General features: G+C 46.0%; 16 protein-coding genes. 12 read left to right on the top strand and 4 right to left on the bottom strand.

The features are described 5' to 3' along the window. Positions 1-58 precede the first annotated feature (58 nt). Entirely contained in the window at positions 59-676 is a 618-nt protein-coding gene (gene wrbA, locus JFC05_RS10290) for an NAD(P)H:quinone oxidoreductase (RefSeq protein WP_105244932.1), read from the top strand. A gap of 91 nt (positions 677-767) precedes the next feature. Further along, entirely contained in the window at positions 768-1,256 is a 489-nt protein-coding gene (locus JFC05_RS10295; RefSeq protein ID WP_198336818.1) for a hypothetical protein, read from the top strand. Between the two features lie 136 nt (positions 1,257-1,392). Here JFC05_RS10295 and JFC05_RS10300 read toward each other — a convergent pair whose 3' ends face one another. Next, entirely contained in the window at positions 1,393-2,145 is a 753-nt protein-coding gene (locus JFC05_RS10300) for a DUF3108 domain-containing protein (RefSeq protein ID WP_198336819.1), read from the bottom strand. A 637-nt stretch (positions 2,146-2,782) separates the two neighbouring features. On the opposite strand from JFC05_RS10300, the gene JFC05_RS10305 reads away from it, so the two are divergent. After that, positions 2,783-3,073, top strand: a complete 291-nt coding sequence (locus JFC05_RS10305) for a co-chaperone GroES (RefSeq protein WP_075102316.1) — start codon at positions 2,783-2,785, stop codon at positions 3,071-3,073. A 156-nt stretch (positions 3,074-3,229) separates the two neighbouring features. Further along, on the top strand, positions 3,230-4,882 hold the full coding sequence (groL, locus tag JFC05_RS10310; protein ID WP_105244935.1) for a chaperonin GroEL: 1,653 nt from the start codon (positions 3,230-3,232) through the stop codon (positions 4,880-4,882). A gap of 210 nt (positions 4,883-5,092) precedes the next feature. On the opposite strand, the gene yaaA is transcribed toward groL, so the two are convergent. Then, entirely contained in the window at positions 5,093-5,893 is an 801-nt protein-coding gene (gene yaaA / locus JFC05_RS10315) for a peroxide stress protein YaaA (RefSeq protein WP_198336820.1), read from the bottom strand. 496 nt (positions 5,894-6,389) lie between these two features. On the opposite strand from yaaA, the gene JFC05_RS10320 reads away from it, so the two are divergent. From JFC05_RS10320 to JFC05_RS10345, 6 genes are all read left to right on the top strand, one after another. Then, complete coding sequence (locus JFC05_RS10320) at positions 6,390-7,547, top strand: Re/Si-specific NAD(P)(+) transhydrogenase subunit alpha (RefSeq protein ID WP_198336821.1); 1,158 nt, start codon at positions 6,390-6,392, stop codon at positions 7,545-7,547. A gap of 97 nt (positions 7,548-7,644) precedes the next feature. Next, on the top strand, positions 7,645-7,992 hold the full coding sequence (locus JFC05_RS10325) for a proton-translocating transhydrogenase family protein (protein WP_198336829.1): 348 nt from the start codon (positions 7,645-7,647) through the stop codon (positions 7,990-7,992). Next, complete coding sequence (locus JFC05_RS10330; protein ID WP_198336822.1) at positions 7,989-9,389, top strand: NAD(P)(+) transhydrogenase (Re/Si-specific) subunit beta; 1,401 nt, start codon at positions 7,989-7,991, stop codon at positions 9,387-9,389. The genes JFC05_RS10325 and JFC05_RS10330 overlap by 4 nt, the downstream gene beginning before the upstream one ends. Before the next feature lie 142 nt (positions 9,390-9,531). Beyond that, entirely contained in the window at positions 9,532-10,071 is a 540-nt protein-coding gene (locus JFC05_RS10335; RefSeq protein WP_105244940.1) for an acyl-CoA thioesterase, read from the top strand. Positions 10,072-10,218: 147 nt separating this feature from the next. Beyond that, a complete protein-coding gene (gene iscX, locus JFC05_RS10340) occupies positions 10,219-10,428 on the top strand; it encodes a Fe-S cluster assembly protein IscX (RefSeq protein ID WP_198336823.1) in 210 nt (69 codons plus the stop codon). Positions 10,429-10,493: 65 nt separating this feature from the next. Next, complete coding sequence (locus JFC05_RS10345; RefSeq protein WP_198336824.1) at positions 10,494-10,988, top strand: GyrI-like domain-containing protein; 495 nt, start codon at positions 10,494-10,496, stop codon at positions 10,986-10,988. Between the two features lie 253 nt (positions 10,989-11,241). Here the strand turns inward: JFC05_RS10345 and dapE are convergent, their stop codons facing one another. Further along, positions 11,242-12,444, bottom strand: coding sequence for a succinyl-diaminopimelate desuccinylase (gene dapE / locus JFC05_RS10350; RefSeq protein ID WP_420850569.1), 1,203 nt, complete (start codon positions 12,442-12,444; stop codon positions 11,242-11,244). Positions 12,445-12,558: 114 nt separating this feature from the next. Continuing rightward, positions 12,559-13,314 (bottom strand): 2OG-Fe(II) oxygenase, encoded by a 756-nt coding sequence (locus JFC05_RS10355; RefSeq protein ID WP_198336825.1) that lies wholly within the window; start codon positions 13,312-13,314, stop codon positions 12,559-12,561. 131 nt (positions 13,315-13,445) lie between these two features. On the opposite strand from JFC05_RS10355, the gene JFC05_RS10360 reads away from it, so the two are divergent. Together JFC05_RS10360 and pssA are read left to right on the top strand one after the other, a co-directional pair. Beyond that, positions 13,446-14,330: a 23S rRNA (adenine(2030)-N(6))-methyltransferase RlmJ gene (locus JFC05_RS10360; RefSeq protein ID WP_198336826.1), complete on the top strand. Its 885-nt coding sequence runs from the start codon at positions 13,446-13,448 to the stop codon at positions 14,328-14,330. 100 nt (positions 14,331-14,430) lie between these two features. Then, positions 14,431-15,213 carry a CDP-diacylglycerol--serine O-phosphatidyltransferase gene (gene pssA / locus JFC05_RS10365; RefSeq protein WP_192994954.1) on the top strand — a complete coding sequence of 261 codons (783 nt, stop codon included), beginning with the start codon at positions 14,431-14,433 and terminating at the stop codon, positions 15,211-15,213. The last annotated feature ends 458 nt before the right edge of the window (positions 15,214-15,671 follow it).

Genomic DNA, 15,671 nt, shown 5'->3' on the forward strand with positions numbered 1-15,671 from the left:
TCGATAAATAATGATATATAGATAATACTATCAATGACTTTATGAGGAAGGACGGTTAATGAGTCAGGCCAACCCTTACGTTTTGGTGCTTTATTATTCAAATTATGGCACGACAAAGACATTAGCATACGCCATCGCTCAAGGTATCGAAGAGGCTGGGATGACAGCGCGCATCCGTACAGTGCCGACCGTCGCGCCTGAGACCACGGCCAGCAAACCTGCGATTCCTGATGAGGGCGATCTGTATTGCACCATGGACGATCTCAAAGACTGTAGCGGCCTTGCACTCGGTAGCCCCACGCACTTTGGCAATATGGCCGCGCCTATGAAGTACTTTTGGGACAATACGGTCACGCTCTGGCTGGCGGGAAACCTACAAAACAAGCCTGCCTCGGTATTTACGGCGACAGGCTCGATGCATGGTGGCCAAGAGTCCACATTGCTCACGATGATGTTGCCATTGATGCATCACGGTATGATCATCGTTGGGGTACCGTATGCTGAACCTGCATTAAATCGGACGCATCGCGGCGGGACACCTTATGGTGCCAGTCATGTGAGCGGTGCATTACATGACCAGCCAGTCTCTGATGATGAGCGCGAGCTCGGTATCGCTCAAGGTCGGCGTTTGGCGATTAGTGCTCGCGCATTGGCGCAGGCCAATTGGCAACGATAAACGGCTTTTGTCTTCTACTACCTTTGTCTTTTACTATACTGTCAGTAGCCCCCAACTGTCGCTGCTGTGAATGAGGAAACCTGTATCTATAATGGCTACCAACCGCTCTGATAGCGACACCCATAGCAATGCGCCAGCTGTAGAGTCTGGGCGCGCGGCCACCCCGCAAAAACCTATTACGCCCATGCGTCAGCGCTTGATGATGACGTGGCTGATTTGGTTGGTGTATAGACTGCTTGGGTTGCCCATCTTGATCAATGTGTTTAATGCCAGTCGCCCTGATATTGTGGGCGGTATCGCATGGCAAGCACTATGGCTTTTGCCAGCTTTTATACTGACGCCATGGATCGTGCGCGGGCGCTCGCCTTATGCGTTATTGGTCGGTAGTATGTTTACTCTAATATATTTGGGCGCAAGTGGCGTGGTGCTGTTTACGCGCGCGTATGGCAGCAGCTGGGCGGAAATAGCGGTATATCTGATTGATTTTGTATTGTTGTTTGCCATCAATGTTTGGCTGTTTATTTTACTAAAACGCTTGCCGTCGATGAATAATGTCGTCAAGAAGCCGCGCGCTCGCTAGATTGGTTTTTTACCTCTGCTGTTGGCATAAAAGATCTTAGATCACAAAAAGATTGGATAAAAAAGCGGCACTCTCATGCAGAGTACCGCTTTTTTTATAAGACTCGCTCAGCGTCAAGTGAGCGATAAGCTGAAAATTAATTGACCTTAGTCAGCTCTAGATCCATCTTTTTACCATCGTTAATCTGACTGACTTTGATGGGCAAATAATCCAAGCTCGGCGCTAACCAAAAACTGGTTGAGCGGTCATTGTCGTCATGAATACGGTCAATACGGACAGTATCAAAGGTACCGGCTGGCACCGTGATTTTGGTATTGCCCGATTTTTTAAATGGCGTTTTTTCTACCTTGTCTTTTTTGGCCATGTAGTAGTTACCAGAGAACTTACCGTTTAGTAAATCTTGACGAATTTGCACTTCAAGACTTAAGTCATCAAAGGCTTGCTGCGCCATATCCATGGTTATAGTTTTGCCTTTATAGGTACTGGTGACTTTTTTGCTGCTTGGGTTAAAGCTTAGCTTGTGCGTACGGCCAAGACCCAGCAGTTTATAAGTGGTGCTGGCCTGCGTCGGAATGACGTTGTTACCCTTGATGGTAAAGGTACTGCTTTGCGACGCATTGGCAACACCTGCCACCCGTGCTTTGACATTATACTTCCAAGTATTGCCCGATTTGCCTAGCGTACGGGTGGCAGTGCCTTTGTATTTGTCTTCTACCGTAAAGCTATAATTGGCACTAGAGGGCTGGACGGTTTTGGCGCTAGCGAGGGTGGGTGCGGTCATACTCAAGGCTCCAATAGCAGCAATGCTCACGCCTGTGGTGAAGGCGGACAATACTGTCGACTTGCTGCGGGCAGGGTTGTTAATGTTAGATTTAAATATAAAGCTCATGGATAGTCCTTAATACATTCTGTTTATCACTGTTTGTTTAACATTGATTGAGCAGTGGTAACTTATTGCTATTATTATGATCTCAGAGACTATGATGGTCATACTCTATTACACTTTCAAGGCAGGTACTCCCAAGTGACGTTTGCCTCTTGTAGTCAATGTTGCTAGCCACGCGATCGCCCTATCTGTACGTAACTTGCTGTAAAACCAGTAAAGCACAGCGCTGCCTACAAAGTTGCCCAATAAGGCTGCCTGATAGCTAGGGCGTGTCCTCAATTCAATCGATAGCCATCTAAATGGGCTAAAAATGGCTAAATCTGGCCAAACGGTGTCAAATAGCTGACTAATATCTCGATATTACTTGCGCTATCTTCCTTGTTTGACGGCGATTTATCTCATTTTTGTCGCCATTTTTAAAATGAGGACACGCCCTAATATACGAACAGGAGAAAAAATTCTTTTAAATTTTTGGTTTTTACACTTGAACCAAACGCCCCCTGCCCCCACTTTTTGATACAAGCTCAAAGCTTATCTATGAGATGTCACTTTTTGGTCACATTTCTTATAGATACTGGTCTTGAGACCATTAATTCAAATAAACCCTTTAACGTTATAACCAACTTTTGGAGTCATATCGATGAACATTCGTCCTTTACATGACCGTATCGTCGTTCGCCGCGTAGAAGAAGAGCAAAAGACTGCTGGTGGTATCTTGCTACCTGGTTCGGCACAAGAAAAACCATCACAAGGTGAAGTGTTGGCAACAGGCAATGGTCAGATTCGTGACAATGGCGACATTCGCGCGTTAGATGTAAAAGCTGGCGACAAAGTCTTGTTCGGTCAATATGCTGGTCAAACCGTGAAAGTTGACGGCGAAGAACTACTTATTATGAAAGAGTCTGATGTATTGGGTGTGCTAGAAGGCTAGTCCTTTTGAGTATGATTGAGTACTCAGCATATCTTTGACCATAGGCGTCTGTAATGACCTATATTTAATGACGCTCATTTAAAACGTCAAGCTGGTCAATACACTTTCGACTCATTTAAATGTATTTTTATACTTATAATAATGGAGTAAATTAACATGGCAAAAGATGTAAAATTTGGTATTGATGCTCGCACGCAAATGATGGACGGTGTCAACGTTTTGGCAAACGCCGTAAAAGTCACGCTAGGCCCTAAAGGTCGCAACGTGGTGATCGACAAGTCTTTTGGCGCGCCAACCATCACCAAAGACGGTGTGTCGGTTGCCAAAGAGATTGAGCTTGAAAACAAATTCGAAAACATGGGCGCACAATTGGTTCGTGAAGTCGCGAGCCGTACCAACGATGTCGCTGGTGACGGTACTACGACGGCGACCGTATTGGCTCAGTCGATCTTGCAAGAAGGCATGAAGTCTGTCGCTGCTGGCATGAACCCAATGGATCTAAAACGCGGTATCGACAAAGCAGTACGCGAAGCGGTTAAAGAGATTCATAATCTATCTACCCCAGCTGATGATCACAAAGCAATCGCCCAAGTAGGTTCTATCTCTGCCAACTCAGACACCAAAATCGGTGAGCTGATCTCGCAAGCGATGGAAAAAGTCGGTAAGCAAGGCGTGATCACGGTTGAAGAAGGTTCAAGCTTTGAAGATACCCTAGAAGTGGTCGAAGGTATGCAGTTTGACCGTGGTTATATCAGCCCATACTTTGCCAACAAGCAAGACAGCCTAACAGCTGAATTTGAAAACCCATACATCTTGCTAGTTGACAAAAAAATCAGCAACATCCGTGAAATCGTGCCACTACTTGAGCAAGTGATGCAGCAAAGCAAGCCATTGCTAATCATTGCTGAAGACGTAGAAAACGAAGCATTGGCTACGCTAGTGGTCAACAACATGCGTGGCGGCCTAAAAACTTGTGCCGTTAAAGCACCAGGTTTCGGTGATCGTCGTAAAGCCATGCTAGAAGATATCGCAACGCTAACGGGCGGCACGGTCATCTCTGAAGAGATTGGTCTGAGCCTTGAGACTGCGACTCTAGAGCAATTGGGTACTGCGAAAAAAGTCACTGTTGGTAAAGAAAACACCGTCATCGTCGATGGTGCTGGCAACAAAGCCGACATCGATAATCGTGTTGAATCTATCAACCGTCAAATCGCAGAGTCTACCTCTGACTATGATAAAGAAAAGCTACAAGAGCGTGTGGCCAAACTGTCAGGCGGCGTAGCCGTTATCAAAGTCGGCGCAGCGACTGAAACAGAAATGAAAGAGAAAAAAGACCGTGTTGACGATGCGCTACATGCCACTCGCGCTGCGGTTGAAGAAGGTGTCGTCCCTGGTGGCGGTGTTGCATTAGTCCGTGCGATGAGTGCCTTGTCTGACTTAACTGGCGACAACGACGACCAAAACGCAGGTATCAACATCCTACGCCGCGCGATGGAAGCACCACTTCGTCAAATCGTCACCAACGCAGGCGAAGAAGCGTCGGTGGTCGTCAATGAGGTGAAAGGCGGTAGCGGTAACTATGGCTATAACGCTGCGAGTGGCGAGTATGGCGATATGCTAGAGATGGGTATCCTTGACCCTGCCAAAGTATCACGCTCAGCATTAGAAAACGCTGCCTCTGTTGCAGGCCTCATGCTCACGACTGAAGCGATGATTACTGATCTGCCAGAAGGTGATGACCCAATGGCTGCTATGGGCGGCGCTGCTGGTGGAATGGGCGGTATGGGTGGAATGGGCGGCATGATGTAATTCTACTCCTGCTACAAAGCGATTTCTCTTTGTCAGACGCGCTCAATGTACAATAGGTACTATTTTCGCTCGTCTTCCTTGATAAATCGCTTTTCGCTGAAAGTATGAATAATATCACGTACCTGTAAAATCTAGTCCAAATAAAACCCCCGATAGGCTGAGCTTATCGGGGGTTTTTTTATGCAAGATAAGCATGTTTTGGCTAAAAGATTACGCATCTGCCTCATCACGACGAAATGTCCACGTTTTGTCGTCAGACAGCTCATCGACATAGTAATATCCCGCCAAATCAAACTGCTTTAACTGCTCAGCCTCGGTCAGTTTATGGTCAGCAGCATATTTCACCATCAATCCACGGGCTTTTTTGGCATAAAAGCTAATCACTTTATAGTTGCCATTTTTCTCATCCTCAAATCTGGGCGTGATAACTTTAGCATTTAATGCCTTCTTTTTTACCGACTTAAAATACTCATTAGACGCTAAATTAATCAATACCTTGTCTTCGCTATCAGCCATGCGTGCATTGATAACATCAGTCACTTCCTCGCCCCAAAACTCATATAGGTTGTCACCGCGCTCATTTTTCAGCTTAGTGCCCATTTCTAAGCGATACGGCTGGATCAAATCGAGCGGTTTTAGCACACCATAAAGACCTGACAAAATACCCAAATGCTCGTTGACGTAGATGGCAGTGTCCTTGTCCATACCATACATATCCAGACCTGTATAAACATCACCATCAAATAGATAAGCGGCAGGTTTGGCATTTTTGGTGGTAAAAGGTTTATCGTTATCCCATTGCCACTGTTGGTTACGCGCCGCATTGAGCTGCGCCAGATCATCCGAGATACTCATCAGCGCTTGCAAATCAACCGGCTCTTTTGTCTTTAGTATTTTCATTAGTGCCTGTGCGTGGTCAATCAGCTCAGGCTGGCTATAGTAGTTGCCTAGGTTGACAGGGATGTCGTCTGTTTCATTTAAAGACTTGGCAGGAGAGAGTAAAAAATACATGGCTAATCCTTATTCTGTGAAATCAATGATCTGTCTATCGCGGTGTCAAGTGCTCTGATTATACCTTATATGCAATTTTAACGTGATTTGACGTCATGATTGAGGGGATTTGCTGCTTAATTGACAAAAAAGCAAACATTTGAAAGGGCGTTAAGATGACCAGTAGGCTATATTCGGCAAGGGGTTAGCTTTCGTAGAAAAATAAAAGTTGTTAATATAACAATAAAAGTTATCCAGATGGTGTAAATGCCTAACTTTTAATTTTACTTGTTGGTCACCATTAGGCAATGAAAGTTGGCGGATGATGTCTCTATAATAAAAAGACATGATGGTGATGTGGTCATCATTTATTAAAATGATAGCCTTTGGTCAACATTTTGAACCAACAACGACCAAAGGTTTTTTTGTCCCCTGTGCTTTTTAAATGTGCGTTGAGGGTATTAAAGGTAGTCATTGAGACGTAAATAAAGTCATTAGACGTAAGTAAGGAGACGGTATGAAAATCGGTGTAATCAGTGCAGATATCGCAAGCGAGAGCCGTGTCGCGCTAACCCCAGACGCGGTCAAAAAACTGCGTAAGCTTGGGTTTGAGGTCGTCATCCAGTCAGGTGCAGGGCAGGCAGCCTACTATGCTGATGCGCTGTATCAGGCGGCAGGAGCCGACATTGCCAGCAGCAGCGCCGAGGTGATTGCCCAGTCTCAAATTATTACCACCATTCACGACTTGCCCGCCGAAGTGGTAGAGCATTTGAGTGCAGGCCAAATCGTCGTCGGTATGCTAGACCCTTACCGTAATACGCAGCTAGACACGTATGCTGCTAAAGGCATTACGGCCTTTGCGATGGAGCTATTGCCTCGCACACTGTCACGCGCCCAAAACATGGATGTGCTGTCGTCACAAGCCAACCTTGCAGGCTACAAAGCAGTGCTGCTGGCGGCCAATGAATACTCGCGTCCATTTCCGATGTTTATGACCTCGGCAGGGACAGTAAAACCCGCCAAAGTGGTGATATTGGGCGTCGGTGTTGCAGGGTTACAAGCCATCGCGACAGCCAAGCGTTTGGGCGCGGTGGTAGAAGCCAGTGATCTACGCCCTGCCGCAAAAGAGCAGGTGGAGTCGCTGGGCGGTAAATGGCTGGATGTGCCAATGAGTGACGACGAAGCACAAAAAGCCAAAGCGACGGGCGGCTATGCGTGGACGCCATCAGAACAATATATCAAAGACCAAGCTGCAGTCGTCGACAAAGCATTAAGCAATGCCGATATTGTCATTACCACAGCACAAATCCCTGGTCGTCAAGCTCCGCGCTTAGTCCATCAGGCAACCCTTGCCAAAATGAAAGCCGGCTCGGTTCTGATTGACATGGCAGCTGGAACGGGCGGTAACGTCGAGGGCAGTGCGCCAAATGAGACCGTCACCACAGACAATGGCGTACGTATCGTTGGCGCGGCCAATATTCCATCAATGCTTGCGGCGCAGTCTTCAGACTTGTATGCCAATAACCTTGTCAACTTTATCACCACCTTAATTGCACCAGCTGCTACAGATGACGAGTCAGCAAACAAACTGGCACTGAACTTAGATATGGAAGATGAGATTCAGGGTGCACTGGCAGTGACCCACGACAACCAAGTGCGCTTGGCCAAACGCTAGCCCTTGCTGGTCGCCATACATTTGCCAGACACGAATAAATTTTTAGGAGGATAAGATGATTGCCACCATTTTAGCGGCAGCGCCTGCCGGTGCAGCCATGAGTAGCACACCATTTGTCGCGATTTTTACCATATTTGTACTCGCTATCTTTGTTGGATATTACGTCGTCTGGGGTGTGACCCCAGCGCTACATACGCCATTGATGGCGGTGACCAACGCCTTATCAAGTATCGTGATCGTCGGTGCGATGCTACAGACTGTCCATATCGACGGCTCGATGTTTACCCCGACCAGTTTGCTTGGTGCTTTTGCGGTATTTTTGGCCAGTATCAATATCTTTGGTGGTTTTGCGGTGACTGAACGTATGCTCGCGATGTTTAAGCCTAAAGCAAAAAAAGCGCCTACTCTTGAAGCCAGCTCGACGAAAAGCGGAGGTGATGCATGAGCGATTTAACCCAATTTATTGCCACCAATGCAGATTGGTTTTATTTAGTCGGCGCTATCCTCTTTGTTTTAACGTTACGCGGATTGTCGAGTCCAAAGACAGCGATTCGTGGCAACCGTTTTGGTATGGCAGCGATGGCAATTGCTGTTATCACCACCTTTTTCTTAACAGAAGGCCCTGTGCTGTGGTTAATCATCGGTGCGATGATCTTAGGTGCCATCGTCGGCATGTGGAAAGCAAAAACCGTCGCGATGACGCAAATGCCAGAAACGGTAGCGTTGATGCACTCATTTGTCGGTCTGGCGGCGGTGGCGATTGCGCTGGCCACGGTACTGCATACCGAGCAGCAGCATGGCGCGGTTGCCCGTGCTGAGCTATTTATCGGGTGCTTTATCGGTGCGATTACTTTTTCTGCCTCTGTCTTTGCTTTTGGTAAGCTTGCGGCAAAAAGCTGGGCAAAAACAATCACTGGCGGCTGGGTAAAACCTGTCCAAGCCTTGCTATTTATAGCGATGATTGGGTTTGGCGGGGTGTATTTTGTCACGGATTCCTTGCCTGCGTTTTATGCGATGACAGTGATTGCAGTGATTTTTGGCTGGATGTGGATTGCGCCTATCGGCGGCGGTGATATGCCAGTGGTCGTGTCGCTACTGAACTCATTTTCAGGTTGGGCGGCAGCAGGTATTGGCTTTACACTGGGCAACTCGATGCTTATTATCGCAGGCTCGCTCGTCGGTTCCTCAGGTGCGATTTTGTCTTATATCATGTGTAAAGCCATGAACCGCTCTCTACTAAACGTTTTGTTTGGCGGTATGGGCACGGCAGCGTCCGCTGCAGACGGTGATGATGGCGCACCAAAAACATACAAATCAGGCTCAGCAGAAGACGCAGGGTTCCTTATGTCCAATGCCAGCAATGTGGTCATCGTACCAGGTTACGGTATGGCACAAGGCCGCGCGCAAAACGCGGTAAAAGAATTGTACGAGCTATTAAAAGACGAAGGTGTCAACGTTCGCTTTGCCATTCATCCTGTTGCTGGTCGTATGCCAGGGCACATGAACGTACTATTGGCAGAAGCCGACGTGCCTTATGACGATATCCTAGAGATGGATGAGATTAATTCCGACTTTGCCAGTACCGACGTGGTCTTGGTCATCGGTGCCAACGATGTTGTCAACCCGTCAGCAAAAGACGATCCGACATCTCCTATCTTTGGTATGCCCATTTTAGAAGCCAACAAAGCGCAAACGGTGATGGTCATCAAGCGTTCGATGAGCACCGGCTATGCAGGTCTTGATAACAGCCTCTTCTATATGGACAAAACCATGATGATCTTTGGCGATGCCAAAAAGATGGTCGAAGAGATGGTACGTAGTATTAATGGCGGCGGTCATTAATCGCCAGAATCAGCTTTTCGGCATAAGTTTTGAGTATGTTTTCTTAAATAAAAAAGTCACTTAGGTGGCTTTTTTGCGTTAAGGTAAGCCATCTTTCTATTCAGTTAGACTTTATACAAAATCAGAATTAAGAGAGTCATTTATGAACATGTTGATACGTTTTTTTATTATGATTAGTTTGCTAAAACAGCAGCTAAATAAACAGTCAGTAAAACAGTGTCTGAGCGCCGAGATGTTGGCCGCACCGATAGTACGTCAATACCGTGTCTTGCCGCACGATATGGGGTTTCGCGATCATCTGCCCAATTATCGTTATTTGTCCTTTATAGAATTAAACATCACCAACTGGCTGATGACTTGCTGTCATCAAAAGGGAATAAAAAATCTTGGCTGGATTATCGCCATGCAAGAGATGGTCTATCTTAAAGAAATTAAATTTCTAAATAAAATGACAGTAAATAGCGTGCTTGTCGGTTGGGATAAAAAGTACGTGTATTTTGAAACGCGGTTTTTTGTCAAACATCAACTGATGGGTATTGGGATGACGAAGTTTGTCTTGACCGATAAAAAAGGTAAGTGTGCGCCGGCGGTATTGGATATGCTCGGCGAGCAGACCAATGACGTCATCGACTCATGGAATGCGCATCAAGTAGCGATTAAATCTGTAAAGTCTGCCAAATAGGCTGATTAATCAAAGCCGTTTGTATAAAGAACTTGGCTATAATCAGTTAGCGAAGTTTGGTAGGATAGAGGTAAATAAACAGGCTGATAATTTAGCCGATCAACGTCTTGAGAAGACTTTTTAAATGATAACCGCTAAGGAGCCACCATGACCCCGCAAAAACTAAAATGGACAGACAGTCTCGATATCGCCATTGAGCTTTATGAGAAATTTCCAGAGATCGACCCGCAGTACATTCGTTTTACGGATTTGCACCGCTGGGTGACTGAGCTTGAAGGCTTTGATGATGATCCGCAGCGCTCAAACGAAGGTATTTTAGAAGCCATTCAGATGAATTGGATCGATGAAGCCGATTAAGGTGATTTTCTTCTTTAACAGTACATCCAATAACAATAACAGAGAGCAACAGGGCAGGCAGCATCATGACGTCTCAAATTAAAGAGTTAGCCGAAGCGATAGCGTGTAAGGGTATTAGCATTCGTACCACCAATCACGCTGAAGTTAGCCACGACACTGCCAAGCTTGGTAGATTGTGGCAGAAGTTTTACCAGAATTACGCAGGACAGTTGCCTGAAGGCGAAGATATTTACGGTATTTATCATAACTATGAGAGTGATGATTTAGCAGGCGCGTTTGATGTGGTGGCCAGTTGGGAGGTGACGGGTGAACCTGAGGCATTAAGCGCGCCTAGCCCTGCAGGCGGCTTGGTCGCGGTAAATATTCCTGCAGGAAAGTACTTGGTATTTTCTGAAGAAGGCCATATGCCTAATACCGTCATGAATGCATGGGAAAAGGCATGGGAGTACTTTAATGATCCAAACTGTGAACACACTCGCAACTTTGATGTAGACTTTGAGCACTATATCGATGGGAATTTAGAGTACGGCCAAGTCGACCTTTATATAGGTATTAGATAAAGCCGTAACTATAGTCAATCCTAAATAAAACAGATACATTATATATCAAGGTGGAACTGGTCTAAATTTTCCTTGCGTGCTGTGCCTACGCTGCTCGATGCTGCGAAAAATTTATCCCAGTCCCACTGTATCGTTTTTATACTGAATTCACTCTAGCTAACAACTTAAATGAGTTTTGAGCCAAAGCCAGCCATAAAAAAGCGCCAGTCATCTAAGACTCGCGCTTTTTTACTTTTCGGTTTTATCTACACAGTTACTCTAATAATAAATTTTCCAAAATCCCTTCGTATATCTGCGCAAGCTTACCCAAATCATCGACTTCCACTTTTTCATCGACCTGATGAATGGTGGCGTTACGGACACCAAGCTCGACCACTTGCGCGCCCGTCGGAGCGATAAAGCGGCCATCAGATGTACCGCCTGATGTCGATAGCGTCGTGTCTGTACCTGTGACTGACTTGACCGCATTTTGACAGGCTGAAACCAGCTTGCCTTCAGGGGTCAAAAACGGCTGACCGGATAATTTCCATTGGATATCATAACTGGCTTTGCTATCAGCAAAATGCTTATCGAAAATGGCATGTGTTTTTGCTTTGAGTTCCTCTTCACTGGTTTCGGTCGAGAAGCGAAAGTTAAAGACGACCTCTAAGGTTTCGGGGATGACGTTGGTTGCGCCCGTACCACCATTGATATTTGATATCTGCAATGAGGTGGCTGGGAAGTAGTCATTGCCGTTGTCCCAAGTTGTTGATGTCAGCTCGCTGAGCGCAGACATCGCTGCATGGATAGGGTTGCAGGCTAAATGCGGATAAGCCACATGACCTTGCTTACCTGTGACCGTCAACACCGCACCCAACGATCCGCGGCGGCCATTTTTGATGACATCGCCTAGCGTATCAGTACTTGACGGCTCACCAACGAGACAATAAGTAATTTTTTCTTGACGAGCCTCTAAGGTTTCAATGACTTTCACCGTGCCATTGATAGAGGGACCTTCTTCATCTGAAGTGATTAAAAAGGCAATCGAGCCATTGTGCTCAGGGTGACTCGCGACGAAACGCTCGGCGGCAATGGTAAAGGCTGCAATGCCCGTTTTCATATCTGCCGCACCGCGCGCCCAGAGATAGCCATCTTTTATGGTTGGGGTAAAGGGCGGGTAAGTCCAGTTTTTTTCGTCACCCGTCGGTACGACGTCGGTATGGCCAGCAAAACATATCACAGGGTCGGCTGTACCACGGCGTGCCCAGAGGTTTTTGACTTCTGCATGCTCGCCGCTTTGTTCTTTATTACCAAAGTACATAAACTCGCAGTCAAACCCTGCTTGCGCTAGGCGAGACGACAAAATATCTTGGCAGCCATCATCATCTGGAGTGACGGAAGGGCGCTCAAGCAAAGCGATGCTTAAGTCCAGTGTTTGCTGCTGATGAGTCATGTTTTGATTGTGAGCGTCAGACATGAAAAAACCTTTTTATTATAAAGTGAGAGGATAAGATTTTGGATTAAAGATTAGGGTATGTTGAACATTCAGCCATGGTACAAGCGGTAGCGGCTTATGATAGACTTATACCTTTTACATACTATCTTCAACAAACGGCACCAAACCATCTCGGCGCATCCATGTTGCGATAGAGTAGCGTTGCCGATGAGCGATTTGTACTTGATGCTGCAAATCACTGTCGAAGATAATGAGTCTATTAGCAACTGGCATTACTTCATGGTGCGTGCCATGCTTATCAACGACTTCTAGCGCACCGCCGTCAGTCGCTCCCCAATCATCATTGAGATAAAACACCGCCGAGATCACCCGTTCATCGCGCCCAGCAGGGTTGTCGCTGTGCCATTGATAGCCAAAGCCGGGTGGATAGCAGGCATAATGCGCCTCACTATGACGAATACCCGCAAACAAGCTTTGATTGAACAAAGCAGCTAGCGCGTTGATGGACTGCAAGTAATAAAATCCAGCAAAAAAGTTTTTTGTGATCCAGCGTATTCTATCACCGCGAATATCACTGATACGAATGCCAGCGGTTAGCGCCGCATCACGATAGTCAATAAAACCACTTTCAGCCTGTAGCGCAAGTAATGCGGTCTTATTAAATACATTATCAATAGTGAGCCAGCCATCAGTGACAAATGTATCAAGCTGCTTATCCGTCAGCTTATCTTTCCAGCTGACTGCAAAATCAGACAGTTGCAGTACCTGCTGGGTAAGCGCGTCTTGGTCATCGTTATGACTGTCTGGAGATAGTAACGGAGGGTTGTCCTGTCCTATCGGATGATCGACCACCAGCTTTGTCACATTTAGGTTGCTAATAATCTTAGTCATCTCACCTCGTTATTATCAATCAGCTGGCATTCAAAGCCCTTTTATTAAGAGCATTTACCAAAACCACATTATCTTTTACGCTGCCTATGCTACCATAGATGCAATTTTTCTTACTTTAAACTTTTGAGATTATGAACTATAAACACGCTTATCACGCTGGTAACTTTGCTGATGTGGTAAAACACATTTTATTGGTGCAATTGCTTAATCAGCTAAGCCAAAAAAACAAACCCTTTTATGCGCTCGACGCTTACGGTGGTCGCGGTCTTTATTCACTCAGCAGTGAAGAAGCGCGCAAAACTGGTGAAGCCGAGGGCGGCATCAAAGCATTGTTAAAGCTCGATGACACCAAGATGTCACAAGCCCCAGCGTCTGTCAAAGACTATCTAGCAGGCATCAAGCAAGCCAAAGCCACTTATGATAATAAAGTCTACCCAGGTTCGCCATGGTGGATCGCCCATCATATCGAAAAAAACCCAGACACTGGCGTACGCGGCGAAGCGTTTGAGGCCAAAGCCAGCGAGTATGACGCGCTCAACTACCAATTGTACAAACTGCCCATTGGCATTCATCATCGTGATGCATTTGAAGGCGTCACCGCTGTGATTCCGCCAGCCGAGCGCCGCGGTCTTATTTTTCTTGATCCTCCTTATGAGCAAGAGCATAAAGACTTTACGCGTCTGATCAATTTACTCGTCGCCGCCTATAATAAATGGCCACAAGGCACATATGCACTGTGGTTCCCGATCAAAAACATCGAAGCCGTTGAGCTGTTTTACAAAAAACTCAAGCGTACCGAGATGAGACGTCAGCTGGTCTGTGAGCTAAATATCTATCCAAATGATGTCGCCGTGGGTCTCAATGGCACAGGTTTGCTCGTCATCAATCCGCCATGGCAATTTGATAGTCATGCCCGTGAGATATTGCGCTTTTTGCAGCCTGCTCTAAAAGTAGCTGATGCGCCAGAGCTGACACCTGATAGTGCCACCAATGTCCGCTGGCTAGTTGGCGAATAAGGATACCGTTATGACGACTGAGCAACCATCTCACCATAGTTTAAATGATAATGCCGCAACTCAGCCGCCTTTTGTTGACGAGCATGAGTTCAATATTCGCATGGCGGATAATGATAATTACGATGGCTTAACGTTTGAGGTGATTGAGACAGAAGTTACAGAGGGTCAGCCGGTGGTCAGCCGCGGTGTCTATTTGGCCCCCAATTTGATTACCACCTTGTCGTTGTTGTCTGGCTTTTATTCGATTTTGGCCAGTACCCAAGGATCGTTTTACAAAGCCTCGCTGGCTATATTTTTGTCGGCGATTTTAGATGGTGCTGATGGCCGCGTCGCACGCATGCTCAATGCGCAAAGCCCTTTTGGCGAGCAGTATGACTCTTTAGCAGATATGCTGGCCTTTGGGGTTGCGCCTGCGATTTTAGTATATAGTTTTGCGTTGCAGCCGCTAGGCCGCATTGGTATTGGCTGTGCTTTTGTTTTTACCGCTTGCGCCGCTTTTCGTCTAGCGAGGTTTAACGTACAGATAGGCGAAGTTGATAAAAAATACTTTGTCGGTTTGGCCAGTCCACTGGCGGCTATATTGGTCACGTCCGCTGTCATGGTCGCGGTCGATCATAATGAGTGGGTCGGACAGTATGATACCGCTATTATACTCTTGTTTGCGGTGTGGGTTGTTATCTGTGGTCTGCTGATGGTCAGCAATGTCAAATACTATAGCTTTAAAGAGTTTGATAAAAAGAAAGTCCCATTTGTGGTACTTATCATTGGAGTGTTGATCATGAGCATCGTTCTCTATGACATTCCTGTTGGTATTTTAGCCATTGGCATTCTCTATGCGTTATCGGGCATTTTTACGACGATTAAAGCAAAAGCAAAAAGTTAGAGCTGCCTTTAGGCTTTGTATCTAGGGATTTACCGATAGGTAGATCCCCTTTTTATGTCTTTAAGTACGGTGCTAAGCCTAAGGATATAGGCTGAGATAAACAAAAATATTGATGAATAGATATTGATAGTAATAACAATTAGTTAGGAGGAGTCATTGGAGATATAATTAAAGAATGCGAATTATTTATCAGTTCACCCTTGACCCCCATCTAAATACGCGTATAATGCCACCCAGTCGAAAGGGAAGGGCAGTTAGCAGAATGATTCATCATTCTAAAAACAAAGCCTACTAAATTAATTTAAAATAAAATAATTTATCTCTTGACAACTTATTTAAAGCGTCTATAATACGCACCTCATCAGGACGAGCTAAGCATTACTAGGGTAGATTACATAGTAACAACGCAGCGAACCTTGAGAAACAAATTATAAAAAAAGCTTGACAAACCAAATCGT

Source organism: Psychrobacter celer, from assembly GCF_016107555.1.
Classification (GTDB): domain Bacteria; phylum Pseudomonadota; class Gammaproteobacteria; order Pseudomonadales; family Moraxellaceae; genus Psychrobacter; species Psychrobacter celer.

Coding starts and splice junctions, on each gene's coding strand:
- wrbA (WP_105244932.1), top strand. CDS start 59: ATGAGTCAGGCCAACCCTTACGTTTTGGTGCTTTATTATTCAAATTAT.
- JFC05_RS10295 (WP_198336818.1), top strand. CDS start 768: ATGGCTACCAACCGCTCTGATAGCGACACCCATAGCAATGCGCCAGCT.
- JFC05_RS10300 (WP_198336819.1), bottom strand. CDS start 2,145: ATGAGCTTTATATTTAAATCTAACATTAACAACCCTGCCCGCAGCAAG.
- JFC05_RS10305 (WP_075102316.1), top strand. CDS start 2,783: ATGAACATTCGTCCTTTACATGACCGTATCGTCGTTCGCCGCGTAGAA.
- groL (WP_105244935.1), top strand. CDS start 3,230: ATGGCAAAAGATGTAAAATTTGGTATTGATGCTCGCACGCAAATGATG.
- yaaA (WP_198336820.1), bottom strand. CDS start 5,893: ATGTATTTTTTACTCTCTCCTGCCAAGTCTTTAAATGAAACAGACGAC.
- JFC05_RS10320 (WP_198336821.1), top strand. CDS start 6,390: ATGAAAATCGGTGTAATCAGTGCAGATATCGCAAGCGAGAGCCGTGTC.
- JFC05_RS10325 (WP_198336829.1), top strand. CDS start 7,645: ATGAGTAGCACACCATTTGTCGCGATTTTTACCATATTTGTACTCGCT.
- JFC05_RS10330 (WP_198336822.1), top strand. CDS start 7,989: ATGAGCGATTTAACCCAATTTATTGCCACCAATGCAGATTGGTTTTAT.
- JFC05_RS10335 (WP_105244940.1), top strand. CDS start 9,532: ATGAACATGTTGATACGTTTTTTTATTATGATTAGTTTGCTAAAACAG.
- iscX (WP_198336823.1), top strand. CDS start 10,219: ATGACCCCGCAAAAACTAAAATGGACAGACAGTCTCGATATCGCCATT.
- JFC05_RS10345 (WP_198336824.1), top strand. CDS start 10,494: ATGACGTCTCAAATTAAAGAGTTAGCCGAAGCGATAGCGTGTAAGGGT.
- dapE (WP_420850569.1), bottom strand. CDS start 12,444: ATGTCTGACGCTCACAATCAAAACATGACTCATCAGCAGCAAACACTG.
- JFC05_RS10355 (WP_198336825.1), bottom strand. CDS start 13,314: ATGACTAAGATTATTAGCAACCTAAATGTGACAAAGCTGGTGGTCGAT.
- JFC05_RS10360 (WP_198336826.1), top strand. CDS start 13,446: ATGAACTATAAACACGCTTATCACGCTGGTAACTTTGCTGATGTGGTA.
- pssA (WP_192994954.1), top strand. CDS start 14,431: ATGGCGGATAATGATAATTACGATGGCTTAACGTTTGAGGTGATTGAG.